Origin of the sequence: Rathayibacter sp. AY1H2 (genome assembly GCF_002931985.1) — a bacterium.
GTDB lineage: Bacteria > Actinomycetota > Actinomycetes > Actinomycetales > Microbacteriaceae > Rathayibacter.
On the sequence record NZ_PSUV01000025.1, the window covers coordinates 29,127 to 43,866 of the forward strand.

The window sequence follows — 14,740 nt, forward strand, 5'->3', positions numbered from 1 at the left end:
CCCTCGTTTTCACCGTGATCTTCACCGTTTTCGCCGCCGCTCTCGGGTTGATGTCCTCTCTCTACATGTGGGATCCGGCAGAGGCGTGCGAGGTTCGTGGAAGCTACTCCAGCTCCGAGAGCTTCCTGTGGAATCCGCTGTGCGTGGACGGTTCGGCTGTCCAACCGCTGTGGATGACGGTGGCTGGCGCTGCCGCATTGATCGGTGCCGGCGTCTGCGTCGTCCTCGCGATCGCTTTTCGAGTGCTCAACCACGAGCGGGAAGTCCCGCCGCCCGTCGTCTCGCACTGGGAGTGAGCAGTCAAAGGTAGATTCGCCGGATGACGACGACTCGGACCTCCCACTCGACTCTCGCCCTGCTGCTCGCCGTTCCGGTGTTCGCGCTCGTCGGTTGCGCCGGTTCGACGGCGGGGGCTCCGGCATCGACGTCGGCCGCCGCGCCGGCGTCGACCGCGACCGCCGCCCCGACGTCCGCCCCCGCTACTCCGGCGGCGACCGCGACTGCGGGTGCGGCGGCGGCTGGTCCGGTGTGGCCGGCGGACCCATGCCGGGACACGCAGCTCACGGTCACGGTGGAGGACCGGCCCGAGCTTTCCGGGGCGGGCCAGGAAGGGTTCGCGATCGTGCTCACGAACGCCTCGGATCAGGCGTGCTCGTACTTCGGGTGGCCGGGCGTTCTGATGCTCGGCGCCGATGGGACGCAGCTCACCACCGCCGGCACGTCGGGTGCGGAAGCGTTCCCGGGGGCTCTCGCTCCGGGTGAGTCGGCGCAGGCGGAGGGCCAGCTCTCGGCGGTCGGCGCATACGACTGCACGCCGACGACCGCGACGACCGTCCGGGTGCTCGTCACCTCGGACGGCGCCGGACCGGGAATCGACACGCCCTCCGATTTCCAGGTCTGCGGCGGGGACGGTCGCAGTGACTTCACGACCGGGCCGCTCATGCCGGTGTCCTGACTCTTCTGAGTCCCGGCTGCAGTCATGGATGGGTTCGAGGGTGGAGACAGCTTCGTGCTGTTCCTGGTTCTAGGTGCCCTTCCCTTCCTCCTTCTGGTCGCCGTGGTTTCGGTCGTCACGATCGGCATCCTTCAATGGATCGGAGGGCGGGGGCGGCCCCGTCCGTAGACTGAGTGCAACCACCCCTTCGGCACGGCGCCGACCGGAACTCAAATGAGTAAATGAAGCAATGAGCACATGGGTGTGGAGTTGATCGCTTTGTGGCGGCAGTCTTTGATCGCTCCTTGACGTCGCGCTACGCGTGCGTCGGATCACCGAGGATTTCAGCGAGTCAGGAATTTCGCGAGAAACGTGCGGTAAATCACTGTGAGCTGCTGCAGATCGCTTACCACGACGTGTTCGTCGATCTGATGGATTGTGCTGCTGATGAGGCCGAATTCGGCGACCTCGCCATAGTGGGCGATGAATCGCGCATCGGAAGTTCCTCCGCCGGTATCCAACGAGGGAGTTCGCCCGGTCACGGATGTTACCGCCTCGGATAACAGCGCGACGTGGCTCGATCCAGCAGTGATGAAGGGGTCGCCACTTACCTCGACTAAGAGGGTGAAGTCGGTTGCGAACTCTTCTGCCGCCCGGCGGATCAAGCCCTCGAGGCTCTCGGCTGAATGAAGGTCGTTAAAGCGAATGTTCAGATGCGCGGTTGCTTCGGCGGGCACCATGTTGTTCGCCGCATTGCCGACGTCGATCGTGGTGATCTGGAGACTCGACGGCTCGAAGCACTCGGACCCCTCGTCGAGTGGTGTTGTGGCGAGTCGGTTGAGAACGCGGATGAGGCGGTGCACCGGGTTGTCGACGAGGTGGGGGTAGGCAACGTGCCCCTGGAACCCGCGCACCGTCAGGTTGGCGTTAAGGCTTCCGCGCCGTCCGATCTTGATCACGTCGCCGATCCGCTCCGGGTTCGTCGCTTCGCCGACAAGGGTGAAGTCCGGCATGTCGCCGCGATCGGCGAGCCACTCGAGCACACGCACGGTGCCACCCGTGGCCGGCCCCTCTTCGTCTCCGGTGATCAGGAGGCTGACCGACCCAAGGTCGAGCACTTCGGGCTGCGTCTGCGAGACCGCTGCGAGGAAAGCGGCGATGGCGCCCTTCATATCGCTGGCACCTCGACCGATGATCGTCCCGTCGCGGAGTGTCGCATCGAAGGGGTCGGAGCTCCACTCGTTAGAGCCTGGGGGAACGACATCGGTGTGACCGGCGAAGCACAGGTGCGGTCCGTCGATTCCTCGGCGGGCGTAGAGATTCGGGGTGCCATCGAAGTCCAGCCGATGAACGATGAAGCCAAGGCTCTCAAGTACGCCTGCCACGACATCGAGGGCTCCGTCGTCGCTCGGGGTGACCGAAGCACATCGGATCAAAGACTGCGCGAGCGCGACGGGGTCCACGGGAGCGAAACTATTCGGCACGGAGACACCGTACCTGCAACATCAACTGCATCTCGGAAAACAACAGCTTTCTGAGACGCCCGGTCGGCATCGCTGTCGCGGTGTCGGCTCCGCGCGATTCCGAGGTCGCAGATGTCTCGAAAATGCGTCTCAACAGAAACCGTCTCAGGGTCATGACTGCGAGGGGTTTGTGAGTCACACTGGTCGAGTGAGACTTCTTGGATACACCCGCGTGAGCACATCGAGTCAGGATGCGCAGTTGCAGCTCGACGCGCTGGTGGCTGTCGGCGTTCAAAAGCGCGACGTGTTCGCTGATGTCACCTCCGGGAGCAAGACCGCGATCGAGCGCCGAGGGATGAAGAAGCTCCTCGAGCATGCAGAGTCCGGTGACACCGTGGTCGTGTGGCGAGTTGATCGGCTTGGCCGCTCCTTGATGGACGTCCTGAACACGGTGAACCTGCTGCGTGACCGCGGCATCCACGTCCGGTCTATCTCTGATGGCATCGATCCGGCGGCGTCGACGGGCCGGCTGATGCTCGACATGCTGGCCACCCTCGCCGAGTACGAGCGCGAACTGATCGTCGAGCGGGTGAATGCGGGGATCGCAGCGGCGCGGCAGAACGGCACACGCTTCGGCCGCCCACTGTCCGATCCTGCAGTAATCGCCGACAAGCTCGCCATCGCCTCCGATGCTCGAGCGAAGGGCCGCACCGCCGAAGACGCAGCACGACTCGTTGGCTGGAGTCGCGCCACCCTCTACCGTCACCAGCAAGCCCTCGCCGGCCGCGAGAGCACCGCCATGTAGCAAATGCCATGGACGGTGACGAGCGGTGGCGAATTCTCCGACTTCACGTCGAAGATCAGATACCCCTCGCCGCCCTCGCACGAGACATCGGCATCGGCCTCCGCACACTACAGCGCTGGCATCAGCTCTACCGAGAAAGCGGCGTCACTGCTCTCGATCCGCACCAGCGATCGGACGCTGGTGTACGTCGAACGCCGCCTGAGCTCGTGGCGTTCATCGAACGACTGGCTTTGAGCAGGCCGCGACCAGCGCTGACCACGCTGCACCGCCTAGCAAGCGCTGAAGCAGATCATCATGGCCTGTCGGCGCCGAGCTACGCCACCGTCAGGGAAATCGTGCAAGCTCTAGACCCGGCGCTCGTAACACTCGCGTTGGAAGGACCGGCCGCCTATCGAGACAAGCACGAGCTGGTGTTTCGCCGACGCGCCGAACGTCCCAACCACATGTGGCAGGCGGATCACACCGAACTCGACATCCTCATCATGGGCACCGGGGGCGCGCCCGATCGGCCGTGGCTGACGATCGTGATGGACGACTATTCGCGCGCGATCTGCGGCTACATCGTCTTCGCCGGGGCACCGTCCGCGATGAACACAGCACTTGCTCTCCGTCAGGCGATCTGGAGAAAGCCCGACCCGACGTGGGCTATGTGCGGGATACCTGACGTTCTCCACGTCGACCACGGCTCCGACTTCACCAGCCACCACCTCGAGCGCACCGCCATCGAGCTGCGCATCCGCATCATCCATTCCATCGTCGGCAGACCCCAGGGCCGCGGCAAGATCGAACGCTTCTTCCGCACCATCAACACCGAACTCCTCGCTACCCTCCCGGGGCACCTCGGGCCCGGCAGCAGAAGCCCCCACCCAGTACTTGATCTGGCGGCCCTCGACCAGGCGATCGGCGCCTTCGTCAGGACCTACAACGAGCGCCCGCATCGCGAGCTCGAAGCCTCTCCGCGAGACGCATGGGTTGCTGACGGCTGGCTCCCGCGTATGCCTGACGGCCTCGAACAGCTCGATGGGCTTCTTCTCACTGTTCCGAAGAATCGCGTCGTGCAGCGCGATGGCGTTCACTTCCAGGGCCAGCGCTACCTCGCCCCGACGCTCGCACCCTTCGTCGGGCACACCGTCACGATTCGATATGACCCACGTGACGTCTCAGAGATCCGGGTCTACGACCGCGACACCTTCGTCTGTGTTGCCGTCGACGAAGCTCACCCCAACCTCCGACTCAGCCTCCGCGACATCGAAGCCGCCCGCCGCGCCCGCCGACGACAACTCCGGCACGTCATCAACGACCGCATTCCCACCGCCACCGTCCGGGAGGAGCCGCACAGCGTCGCGCCCGTTCCCCATCGGCGCCGGCTGCGCACCTATGAAGAGGACGAGTGATGAACCAGGCCTTCATCGTGACCAAAGAGCACCGACGCTTCACCGAGTTCGCCAACGCCGTCCGCAAGGAACGAACCATCGGCATCTGTCACGGTGATGCTGGTGTCGGCAAGACCAACTCCGCCCGCCGCTATGCGAACTGGGACGCTCTCGAGCCCTACATCAACGAATGGGGCCCGCGAGGAGATCACGACGCCAAGCACTACGCCCTCGCCAACCGATCCCGCACCGTGTTCTACACACCCGAAGTACTCTGCCGACCCAAAGACCTCATGCACGACATCGACCATTGGCAAATCAAAGTCGGCCTCTGCGCCGACGAACATCTGCGCTCCCTCGAACCTGACCCGCCTTTCAAAGCACGACCAGTGGCTCACCTCGTCGAGCTACTCATCATCGACGAAGCCGAACGACTCACACCCACCGCACTCGAGCTGCTCCGCGACCGACACGACCGCGAACACCTCTCCATAATTCTGATCGGCATGCCCGGCATCGACCAACGCTTCCGCCACTACCCGCAGCTCTACAGCCGCCTCGGCTTCTCCCACCATTACCGCGCCCTCGGTCGCGACGAACTCCTCTTCGTCCTCGACCGCCACTGGAAGCGCCTCGGCCGCACCCTCGACCCCGACGACTTCACCGACGCCCAAGCCATCGCCTCCATCGAACGCATCACCCGCGGCAACTTCCGCCTACTCGAACGACTCTTTCCGCAGATAGCCCGCGTGCTCAAGATCAACGACCTCGAAACCATCACCGACGACGTCATCGAAGCCGCTGCCAGCATCCTCGTCATCGGCAACCAGCGCCACGCAACGATCAAGAGACGCCGCCACTTAGCGATCAACTCCACAAACGCGGCGCGCCGAGCAGTGTTGTCCTATAACTTGTCACTCATTCTACGACTCGTGAAAGGGTCGGGTTCGGGGTTCTGTGACGACCGATGCTAGGCGAGGGACGATGATCTCCGTGACTTCGCTGGTGCCATTACCGGGTTTTGATTCCCAGGCCCACGTCTCCTTCATTCGAAGCAGCCCGGTTGGGTCGAGAACAATCTCGGAGACGCAGGATCCCGTCGAGGTCTCGCCGTCCTCGTTGAGCTGGCAGTAGCGGAACGCCACCGTGTCACCGGTTCGAGTGCCGACAAGGAATCCCCGCCGGACTGCGCCGCCGGCGTAGGTGGCCCACACCTCGCCGTCCGCTTCGTGGTAGTCGAAGACAGTCTCAGGTCCTACTTCGCCGCCGACTGTGTCGCGGACAGCCGCGAAGCGGTAACCGTCAAGAGAGGGCAATGAGCTCGATGCGTTCATAGGAAAAGACTAGGGACGAAGTGACGGCAACTCCGGGGCAGGGGATCTACCGCGTCCAGTGCAACATCTCCGGCGAGGAAGATCATGCGCGAGCCGGCGGGAACTGTCGCGGCGTACGCATACTGCGCTGCGCCGGAGAGGCTGTTGGAGCGGATGAGGCTCACTACTGAAGTCACTGGCGTCACGCTCCGCTGTCGTCGGCCCAACGAGTCTTCCACGGCCGGGCACCAGATCGGCCCGGTGAACCATCCCGATACGGGACGGTGCCGGCCCCGCCTGCCGGTTGCAAGTAGACAAAGGCGCGGTCTTGAGTACGGTGGCGCCGTGAAACGAACAGGCGAGGGAATGGCGGGACGGCATTGCGCCGCTACGGCGCTCATTGCTGCTGGCGCACTGATGCTCGCCGCGTGCTCAGGTTCACCAGCTCCGGAGGGTGATCCGATCCGGGCAGCTCGCGCGTTGCGCGACGCGCGACGCGCCGCTGATCGTGCAGGAAGGCAACGCTGCCGACACCTGCGGAGAGTTCGTGCTTGATCAAACCGAGCTCGTGCCCATCAACGCGGTCGCATGCCTCGACACGGCAGCAGCAGCGGGCGAGGAGGCGGAGCTCGCCTGGAGTTCTCTCACGGATGAAGGGGATCCCGTCGTCTCTTTCGCCTACACGGCACCCTGGAACGCAGGGATCGTCTTCTCTCTGACAAACGAATACAACTCCTACGCGGATGATCACGGTTGGACCACCGGCCTCTGCCCGGACGCAACCACCGCAACCTCCGATTTCAGCCCCGAGACGTGCCCCGGTCCTGTGGAGGGATGAGTCCACGCGGACGACGAAGATGGCCCGCTCAACGATCCCCTTACGGAACACATGATCGTGGAGTGCTGAACGTTCTGATTCATGGCGTGTTCACCGACGTGCCGGACCATGATGCTCATGGAAACACGAGAACTGGCATGGGGCATTCTGGCGTGGCCTGCCGTTGCGGTCCTTGCGCTGCTGCGAACTGTGGGCAGCTGGGATGTATCGGGCGGGTCCGCAGCAGGGCTCATCGCGGGCACGGCAGCTGCGTTCACTGTCGCGGGCGCACTCCTATGGCTTCCCTCGAGTCTCTGGCTCGACCGGCGGACACGCCGCACCCCGCGCGTCGGGCGGGCTGCCGCGTTCCTGGGTCTGGGACTCGTGATCGGCGCCGCCGCCTCCACCGCGCTGGTACTCGCGTCGGGAAACGCGACCTGGCCCTCCTCCGCGGGCCTCATCACGGAATACGCAGTCACGGCAGCAACCGCTTCCCTCCTCGGCTGGCTCCTCGCCGCCACCCTTCGTGCGAAGAAGCTGCCGATCGTTCAGACGGCGGCGAATCGCGTGAACCGCTGAATGATCCGGGTCGTCGATCGATCAGCGTGCCAGCAGCAGTCCGGCCAAGCCGATGACGACCGGCACCACGGCAAAGGCCAGGAAGAGGTAGGAGAGCACGAGTCCCACCGTCGACTCCCAGCGAGGACCGACGTGTCGTCGCGCCTGATGACCGACGAGGACGCCGGCCAGCGGGAGAAGGTACTGCAGCGTGGTCGCGACTCCGATGACCAGGGGATCGCCCACCCACAGGTGGGCCACCGCCAGGTATCCGACGGCGTAGGACACGACGGCGAGAACGCCCAGCACGAACGCAGCCCGCGTCCACCCTCGTCCGCTCCGCCGCGCGGTACCCGTCTCCTTCATCACACTCATACCTCCACTGTACGAATCGCTCCTCGCGCACGCCCGCCCCTCGGAGCATGTGCCGGTCCTTCGCCCGACGTCTCGTTCGGTGACACGACCACGCCTCGGCGAGCTGCTGTCCAGCGTCAGCCGGCGAGCCGGCGTCCACAACGAGGACGCGACTCGGATTCGGAACATGTCCGATGGCTGCCTCGATAGCCTCAGCGCATGAAGATCCGAGCCGGTTCGCCTGACGATCGCGGGCCCTGCATCGACCTCTGGCTGGAGGCACTCAGAGCACGAGACGGATGCAGTCAGGACGACGCGGTCGCCGAGAGGGCTCGAGCGAAGTTCCACCGGCCTCTCGTTCGGTTCGCCGTCATCGGCTCGGATCCCCTCGGGTTCGCTCTCACCGTCGACACGGGTGATGGTCCGGGCCGACACAGTGCGCTGCTCGAACTGCTCGCCGTCGCACCGAGCGAGACAGGGCGCGGGCTCGGCCGGACACTGCTCGACGACGCGGTCCAGTCCGCCTCTCAGCTCGGCTACCTCGTCCTGAAGCTGCACGTCCGCGCCGGAAACGATCGGGCGGAAGGGCTTTACAAGGCGTCCGGCTTCGAGCCTCACGGGGATCCCGCGCCGCATCCGCTCGGTGGTCATCCGATGATCGAGTACGCGCGGACTCTGACTCACGTCAGCAACTGAGGACCTCCGGCCACCGATCCCCGTACGTGCCATCTCGCGCGACCGGATCACATGCGCACTCAACGCTGGTCGAGCGGTCGGGTCATGGCAACCTCGTCCCATGATCGTGAGCGACGGACAGGCCTGTGCCCCAGGGGACCTCGACGTGCTCACCGACCGGCTCCGACTGTGCCGGCCCGCCGAGACCGACCTGGACGAGCTGTTCCGCCTCTACACCGATCCGCGGATCGCGGAAGAGGATCCGCTCCTCCTCCATCTCTCCGCCGATCAGACCCGGGCCGTGATCGCGTATCGGAGGACCCAGTGGACACGGGACGGACTCAGCAGCTGGGTGATCCGCCGGCGCGACTCCCCCATCGACAGCCAGGATCTGATCGGAATGGGCGGATGCACTCTGCTCTCCGACGCGGCCTGGAACGTGGCGTTCACCCTCCACCCCGACCACTGGGGAAAGGGCTACGCGCAGGAAGTCGCCCTCACCGGCATCGAACTCGCCCACTTACTCCGACCGGAGCTGCCCGTCACCGCGGTCGTCGCAGAACGCAACGCACGCTCCCGCCGCACGATTGAGCGACTCGGCCTCGCGCTCAGATGGGAGGGTCCGGACGCGCACAGCCCAGACCCGACCGCACGAGTCGTGCTCTTCGCCGACCGCCAGCTCTCCGCTGAACAGGTCCGCCGGCTCACCGGCTGAACCCGATCGCCGATCGGCTCATCCGCCAGCTCAGCGAGAGCTCCCCTCACGGGCAGCGAGTCGGCACCGCCGGTGAGCATGGCGATCCTCGGCTGCGGGAACTGCAAGCGAAGCCGACCTGTCGGTCCACCAGCCGGCGCCTCCCCCTCCCCGCTCCTCGATCCCCGACCGCAGGGCAACGAGACACGACGACGCTGCGCTCGGGAGTCCACCGGCAATTCCTTGAGGGGGCACGGCCGTCCGTCGCCGGACGGATTCACGTCCACCTCTTGTTCATTCCGGCTTCGTTGTCCAGCGCCGTCGGCTGCCCTAGCGTTCGGCAGGTGGACACCAGGAGATCGACCTCGACCGGCTCTAGCTCCGTTGTGTCCTGGGTCGCTCTCGCGTCAACCGGCGTCGCCGCCGCGACACTCTGGATCGCGGACGCCGTCTGGTACGGGATCCCCGAGTCGGGTGGCCCGGGAGTCAGTCTGCTCTTCATCGGCGGATGGGGTCTTCTCACGTGCGCCGCCCTGCTCACGGTCGGCGTGCTCATCCATCTGGCGCCCTCCGCGCTGAGCCGCCACGGAAAACGCCCCGTCGAGTTCGTGCTGCCGAGCGCCGCACTCGTCCTCATCGCGGGGATCCTGCTCGCGCATCCGCTGGCGGGCAGCGCTTTCGCCTGACCCTCACCGGCATCGACCCTCGAAAATGTCTCGGCGCCTCCGGGCCCTCTCGTCAACGGGCTCTGGTGGCTTCACAATTACAGCGAGGGGTGCAACCGTTCGGGTCGGTGCACCCCTCGCTGCCGGTTGGCCGAACGCGCGCCAACCTCGAACGACCAGCAGCCAGGGATCGCCGATCGAGCGGTCACAGCCTAGATTTTCTAGACGGTCTAACTAAGTCCCCTTTCCGGGTGAGGTGGATCGTGCAGGCGATGCTGGTGCTTCGGCTGACCGCGGGCGCCGAGTTGGGAGCGGAGCGATCCGATTTCGAGGTCGATCACTCCTGGTACGGGTCGAAGCGGTGGGCGGGGCGGGGTGCGGTGGTCGTGGTGGTCATGGTCGGGCCTTCCTGTGCAGCAGTGGGAGAAGAGGAGGGGGCGGGGACCGGCGCGAGCCGGTCCCCGCCGGGTGGGCTAGCTGAGCCCTGCGGCGTCGGCGGGGGTGCTGTCGCCGGTGACGACCTGCTCGACCGGGGAGAGCGCGTATGCCCAGGCCGCGAGCTGGCGGAAGTGCTCGGCCGTGCGCTCGTCGCCGCGGCGCCAGGACTCCTTGCTCGTGTGCGCCTCCTGACCTCCGAGCACGACGGCCAGCGCGACCAGGCGGGCCTTCGCGGGGTTCGCCTCGACCAGCGCAGCGAGAGCGTCCGCGCGGTAGCCGGAGGGGCGCTCGATGCGCAGCAGCGCGTGCGCGAGGTCGCTGCCGCCCGTCATCCCGGAGGACACCGCGAACCGGTGAGCGGTGAGACCGAGAGCGATGACGCGATCCGCATCCTTCGGGAGGGTCTTGCGAGCGAGGAACGTCGCGATCCACTCGCGGCGCACCTTCTCGGCCGCCTTCCACGCCTTGTTGTTGGCGATGAGCACCTTCCGCTCCGCGGACTTCTCGGCCCGCTCCTCCTCGGCCTCCTCCTCGGTCTGCGGCTGCTCGGGGGTTCCGTAGGCGTAGGTGAATCCGGCGGCGGTCGGGTCCTGAACCAGGAGCATGACCTCGACCTCACCGCGCCAGCTGGTGTCGATGAGCACTCCGCGGCCGGGAGCGGCCGCGACCTGCTCGGGGGTGACGCTCTTCCCGTCCTCGCCGCGCAGCTGCCGCACCGGCGTCCACGTCGCCTGGTCGCCGTAGGCGTCGGAACGGGTGAGGATCTGGAAGCCGTTGCCGGTGTACTCGGCGGCGGTCGCCGCGAGGAGCCCCTGGTGCGCGGCCTCGTCGCGGAGGGTCTGCGCGGTGTGCTCGAACCGGGCCGGGTCGTGGGTGGCGACCTCGATCAGGGTCGCGCGGGCGTCGGCGTCGTCCTCGAACTCCAACAGCACCGCCGCCTGGTCAAGGGTCAGCTCGTGCTCGTGCAGAACGGACGTGACGGTCGCGGACTCCGCGACCGCAAGCCCCTTCTTAACCGCGTCGGTCTTGGTGCCGGTGCGCTTGGCGATCGCTGCAGCGGACACGCCCTCGAACGCGAGCTGCGCCCACGCGGCGGTGCGGTCCGCGACCGAAAGCTCGGCGCGCTGGTCGTTCTCGATGATCTGCTGAACGATCCGGTACTTCCGGGCCGCCAGCAATCAGTCAGGTGGACGAGCCGGTCGTCAGGTCGGCCCCCTACGCGCACCAGTCGCGCGAGCGCCCGTTGACACTGCGCGCGGTGTCGCCGGTGCCGAGGTCGACGAGCACGGTCGAGGTCGCGCTGAAGCCCGGCTCGCCCGGGTAGTCGTCCGGCCGGCCCTCGACCGAGACGGTCTCGACGGCGAGGTACTGCCCGTTCGGCGAGAGGCAGACGCCGCGGATGCGGCCCGTCGGCGAGGTGCGGAACACCTCCGAGGTGCCGGACGCGTCGACGCGGACGACGGAGTATTGGGTCGCGCCCGTCTCCGGTGCGTACTCGGCCTCGAGCTCGACGTAGCTCCCGGAGTCGAGGAGCAGGATCTGCACGGGCGACGCGGTCGCGCTCACGTCGGCCGGCGGGAGGGCGAGCGTCTCGACCGAGCCGTCGGCCAGGTCGATCAGCGAGCCCGACTCCGGATCGGCGACCACGAGCCGGTTCGCGCCGGGCACGAATCCGCGCAGCTCCGCGTGCTGCCCGAGCGGGCTGATCGAGCCGGGCGTCAGCAGGTCGAGCAGGAGCACCGTGTCGTCGAGCGAGTGGGTGACGACCGAGGTGGTGCCGGGCACGAACATCCAGTCGCGCGCCCGCAGCGGCCCGCCGTCGATCCCGACCACGGGGACCGCCTCGGCCTTCTGGTCGGTGAGGTCGTAGGAGTAGAGGGCGCGGTCGAGCGGGCCCGACGGCGCCTGCCCCGTGAAGGTCCAGCCGAGCACGCCCTTCTCGGGCGAGGAGTGCAGCTCGCGCACGGTCCCGGGGCCGGGGAGCGGGATCACGCCCTCGGAGCCGGTGTCGAGCGTGACCGTGCGGAGGAGGTTCGTGTCGTCCGGCTCGATGGTCACGACGACCAGCACCGGGCCGACGACGGCGTAGTCCTGGATCCGGTCGGCCGTGACGAGGACCCGGGCGTCGCCTCCGGAGAGCGGGCGGACGCGGACGGCGTCGGGCTGCGAGGGGTCGTCGGCGGTGCGGTCGAGGGTGAAGAGGTCGGGGTCCTTCGTGGTGAAGGAGGCGGAGACGTCGGCGGCCGAGCCGGTCGCGGCGCTGCGGGCGTCGTCGATCCCGATCTCGTAGCGGGTGGCGTAGCGGAGGGTGTCGGTGAAGGTGACGGTGAGCACGCCGCCGTCGAGCTCGGCGGTGTGCGGGGCGTCCGGAGCGACGCGGACGCGGTCGAGCGCATCCGGCTCGAGCGCCTGGTCGAGGTGCAGGCGGGCTCGGGAGCCGTCGCGCTCGACCACGCCGTCGGTGCTGACCTCGAGGGACGCGACCCGGGGCCCCTTCGCGACGGTGGCGGCGGTCAGGCCTCCGACCGCGAGGACGAGCACCGCAACGACCGCCCAGAACAGGCGGGGGAAGCGGGAGGCGCCTGCGGAGTCGAGGCCGGGAGCCCGCCGCGCGCCGCCATCGGACCGTCGCCCGCTCTGCGCCGACGTGCCGCCGCCGGGAGACGCGCCGGGCTCGGGAGACGCGCCGGGCTCAAGCGACGGGCCGGGCTCGGGAGACGCGCCGCGCTCAGGATTCGCGCCGCGCTCAGTAGACATACGGCATCGCCGGCTCGTCGATCGGAGTGAGCGCCTCCGGCTCCAGCACGACCGCCTCGGCGCTGGTGACGCTCGGGTTCGCGCCGAAGCCGCCGCTCGCCTCCAGCCACTGCCCCTCCGACCAGGTGTCGGCCCAGCCGGCCTGATACACCGGCACGCCCACCGGCTGGGCGTCCACCGCGCAGCAGGTGACGACGAAGCGGGCGATGTAGAAGACGTTCTCGGGGTCGGACGCGTCGGGGGTCACGAATCCGCTCACCGTGGCCGTGCGGCCGGCGAGGAACTGCTCGCTCGCGCCCTGGCGCAGCAGGGTCGCCCAGTCGCGCACGCTGAAGGAGGCCGTGTCGCCGGTGGGCGCAACGGCGGTCACGGAGGCGTCGACGGCGCTGGTGTTGACCTCGCGCTGCGTCGCGGTCGAGGCGGTGAGGGCGGCCGGCGGGAGCACGAGCAGGGCGACGGCGGCGGAGGCGATCACCGCGACTCCGGCCGCGACCGCGACCACCCGGCGCCAGGGGCGGGCGGGTGCGGGGGCGTGGAGGTGCTCGACGTCGTCCTCGTGCTCGTGGGCGTCCTCCTCCGCGCCCGGCACGACCGCGAACGCCGCGATCAGCAGCACTCCGGCGATCACCGCGAGCACCACCGAGAACTCGAAGTAGCGGGGGTGGATGTAGAGGCCGAGCCGACCGGTCGCCGCGAGCCACAGGGTCGAGACGACGCCGATCAGGCTGAGGACGACGCCCTTCCAGCGGGCGAGGAGGCGCTCAGAGCGCATAGTTCACCGCCAGTCCCAGCACGGCCGCGGCGAGGGCGACCAGCACGGTGACGCGCACCAGCGTCGCGGCCGAGAACGTGGTGCGCAGCAGCGCGAGCATCTTGACGTCGATCATCGGACCGAAGACGAGGAACGCGATGATGCCTCCCGGCAGGAACGTGGAGCCGAACGAGAGCACGAAGAACGCGTCGACGTTCGAGCAGATCGAGATGACGAAGGCGAGCACCATCAGCGCCAGCACCGACCAGAGCGGGTCGCCGCCGAGCGTGGTCAGCACGTCGCGCGAGACGCCGACCTGGATCAGCCCCGCGATGGCGGCGCCGACGAACAGCGCCGGCATCATCGCCCCGGTCTCCTCGGCGAACAGCAGCACGCTGCGCCGGGAGCGGTCGCGGAGGGAGCGGGACGGCCGCTCGCCCGCCTCGCACGCCGCGCGGAAGCGGTCGGTGAGCAGGCTCATCGGCTCGGAGTGGCGGCTGAAGATCCAGCCGACGAGGTTCGCGATCGCGAAGCCGCCGACGACGCGCCAGACGAGGATCCCGTCGGCCCAGCCGAAGGCCTGGTAGGTCGTGACGATGGTGATCGGATTCACGATCGGCGCGGCGAGGAGGAACGTCATCGACTCCGATACCGAGAGGCCCTTGACGATCAGCCCGCGCGCGAGCGGCACGTTGCCGCACTCGCAGACCGGGAGGAGCACGCCGAGCAGCGAGATCACGAGCCGCCGCGGGAGCGCCCGCTTCGGCAGGATCCTCAGCAGCACGGCCTCGGGCACCCACAGCTGCACCGCGATCGAGAGGACGATGCCGAGGAACACGAACGGCAGCGATTCGATGACGACGCTGATCGAGAGGGTGAGGAAGTCGCGCACCGCGTCCGAGAGGGCGTCTCCCGCCGCGTCCGGGGCGAGCAGGCGCGTCGCCACGAGGACGGCGACCAGGGCGAGCCCGAGGAGCGGCCCGCGCCGCGACCGCCGGGCGCCCGGGGACGCGCGGGTCGGGGCGGCGAGCGCGGATTCGGGGGACATCCCGACCCATCGTAGGCGGGGGTCCTGCGGGGGCCGGCGCGGGGCGCGGGCCCCCGCAGGACCCCCGCCTACGATGGGTCGGGATGTCCCCCGAA

General features: G+C 67.8%; 16 protein-coding genes and 1 pseudogene. 10 read left to right on the plus strand and 7 right to left on the minus strand.

The features are described from left to right. Positions 1 to 14 precede the first annotated feature (14 nt). The gene (locus C5C29_RS15150; protein ID WP_104223367.1) at positions 15 to 296 is read left to right on the plus strand and encodes a hypothetical protein; all 282 of its coding nucleotides are present in this window, start codon (positions 15 to 17) and stop codon (positions 294 to 296) included. 77 nt (positions 297 to 373) lie between these two features. After that, positions 374 to 955 (plus strand): DUF4232 domain-containing protein, encoded by a 582-nt coding sequence (locus tag C5C29_RS15155; RefSeq protein ID WP_146076935.1) that lies wholly within the window; start codon positions 374 to 376, stop codon positions 953 to 955. Between the two features lie 323 nt (positions 956 to 1,278). Here C5C29_RS15155 and dapE read toward each other — a convergent pair whose 3' ends face one another. Beyond that, complete coding sequence (gene dapE / locus C5C29_RS15160; RefSeq protein WP_219813010.1) at positions 1,279 to 2,397, minus strand: succinyl-diaminopimelate desuccinylase; 1,119 nt, start codon at positions 2,395 to 2,397, stop codon at positions 1,279 to 1,281. A gap of 208 nt (positions 2,398 to 2,605) precedes the next feature. On the opposite strand from dapE, the gene C5C29_RS15165 reads away from it, so the two are divergent. From C5C29_RS15165 to C5C29_RS15175, 3 genes and pseudogenes are all read left to right on the plus strand, one after another. Further along, the gene (locus C5C29_RS15165; protein WP_104308525.1) at positions 2,606 to 3,202 is read left to right on the plus strand and encodes a recombinase family protein; all 597 of its coding nucleotides are present in this window, start codon (positions 2,606 to 2,608) and stop codon (positions 3,200 to 3,202) included. A gap of 8 nt (positions 3,203 to 3,210) precedes the next feature. Continuing rightward, positions 3,211 to 4,596, plus strand: a complete 1,386-nt coding sequence (locus C5C29_RS15170) for a Mu transposase C-terminal domain-containing protein (RefSeq protein ID WP_104308526.1) — start codon at positions 3,211 to 3,213, stop codon at positions 4,594 to 4,596. Further along, positions 4,596 to 5,402 (plus strand): annotated as a pseudogene (locus C5C29_RS15175) (AAA family ATPase); the annotation flags it as partial. The gene C5C29_RS15170 and the pseudogene C5C29_RS15175, both read left to right, overlap by 1 nt. Positions 5,403 to 5,498: 96 nt before the next feature. On the opposite strand, the gene C5C29_RS15180 reads toward C5C29_RS15175, so the two are convergent. Next, positions 5,499 to 5,909, minus strand: a complete 411-nt coding sequence (locus C5C29_RS15180) for a hypothetical protein (RefSeq protein WP_104223373.1) — start codon at positions 5,907 to 5,909, stop codon at positions 5,499 to 5,501. Between the two features lie 433 nt (positions 5,910 to 6,342). Between C5C29_RS15180 and C5C29_RS15190 the strand changes: the two genes are divergently transcribed. Further along, positions 6,343 to 6,726: a hypothetical protein gene (locus C5C29_RS15190; RefSeq protein ID WP_104308528.1), complete on the plus strand. Its 384-nt coding sequence runs from the start codon at positions 6,343 to 6,345 to the stop codon at positions 6,724 to 6,726. Between the two features lie 117 nt (positions 6,727 to 6,843). Beyond that, the gene (locus tag C5C29_RS16905) at positions 6,844 to 7,284 is read left to right on the plus strand and encodes a hypothetical protein (protein ID WP_146082238.1); all 441 of its coding nucleotides are present in this window, start codon (positions 6,844 to 6,846) and stop codon (positions 7,282 to 7,284) included. A 21-nt stretch (positions 7,285 to 7,305) separates the two neighbouring features. On the opposite strand, the gene C5C29_RS15200 is transcribed toward C5C29_RS16905, so the two are convergent. Beyond that, a complete protein-coding gene (locus C5C29_RS15200; protein ID WP_104226378.1) occupies positions 7,306 to 7,638 on the minus strand; it encodes a hypothetical protein in 333 nt (110 codons plus the stop codon). A 198-nt stretch (positions 7,639 to 7,836) separates the two neighbouring features. On the opposite strand from C5C29_RS15200, the gene C5C29_RS15205 reads away from it, so the two are divergent. The 3 genes from C5C29_RS15205 (at position 7,837) to C5C29_RS15215 (ending at position 9,672) form a co-directional block, all read left to right on the plus strand. After that, positions 7,837 to 8,313, plus strand: a complete 477-nt coding sequence (locus C5C29_RS15205; protein ID WP_104223376.1) for a GNAT family N-acetyltransferase — start codon at positions 7,837 to 7,839, stop codon at positions 8,311 to 8,313. A 100-nt stretch (positions 8,314 to 8,413) separates the two neighbouring features. After that, positions 8,414 to 9,007, plus strand: coding sequence for a GNAT family N-acetyltransferase (locus C5C29_RS15210; protein WP_104223377.1), 594 nt, complete (start codon positions 8,414 to 8,416; stop codon positions 9,005 to 9,007). Between the two features lie 365 nt (positions 9,008 to 9,372). Further along, on the plus strand, positions 9,373 to 9,672 hold the full coding sequence (locus C5C29_RS15215) for a hypothetical protein (protein WP_104223378.1): 300 nt from the start codon (positions 9,373 to 9,375) through the stop codon (positions 9,670 to 9,672). Positions 9,673 to 10,124: 452 nt separating this feature from the next. Here C5C29_RS15215 and C5C29_RS15220 read toward each other — a convergent pair whose 3' ends face one another. The 4 genes from C5C29_RS15220 to C5C29_RS15235 form a co-directional block, all read right to left on the minus strand. Then, positions 10,125 to 11,267, minus strand: coding sequence for a hypothetical protein (locus tag C5C29_RS15220; protein ID WP_104223379.1), 1,143 nt, complete (start codon positions 11,265 to 11,267; stop codon positions 10,125 to 10,127). Between the two features lie 37 nt (positions 11,268 to 11,304). Further along, positions 11,305 to 12,630 carry a hypothetical protein gene (locus C5C29_RS15225; protein ID WP_104308529.1) on the minus strand — a complete coding sequence of 442 codons (1,326 nt, stop codon included), beginning with the start codon at positions 12,628 to 12,630 and terminating at the stop codon, positions 11,305 to 11,307. A 205-nt stretch (positions 12,631 to 12,835) separates the two neighbouring features. Further along, complete coding sequence (locus C5C29_RS15230; protein WP_104308530.1) at positions 12,836 to 13,618, minus strand: TIGR03943 family putative permease subunit; 783 nt, start codon at positions 13,616 to 13,618, stop codon at positions 12,836 to 12,838. After that, positions 13,608 to 14,645 (minus strand): permease, encoded by a 1,038-nt coding sequence (locus tag C5C29_RS15235; RefSeq protein ID WP_104308531.1) that lies wholly within the window; start codon positions 14,643 to 14,645, stop codon positions 13,608 to 13,610. Before C5C29_RS15235 ends, C5C29_RS15230 begins: the two co-directional genes overlap by 11 nt. Positions 14,646 to 14,740 lie beyond the last annotated feature (95 nt).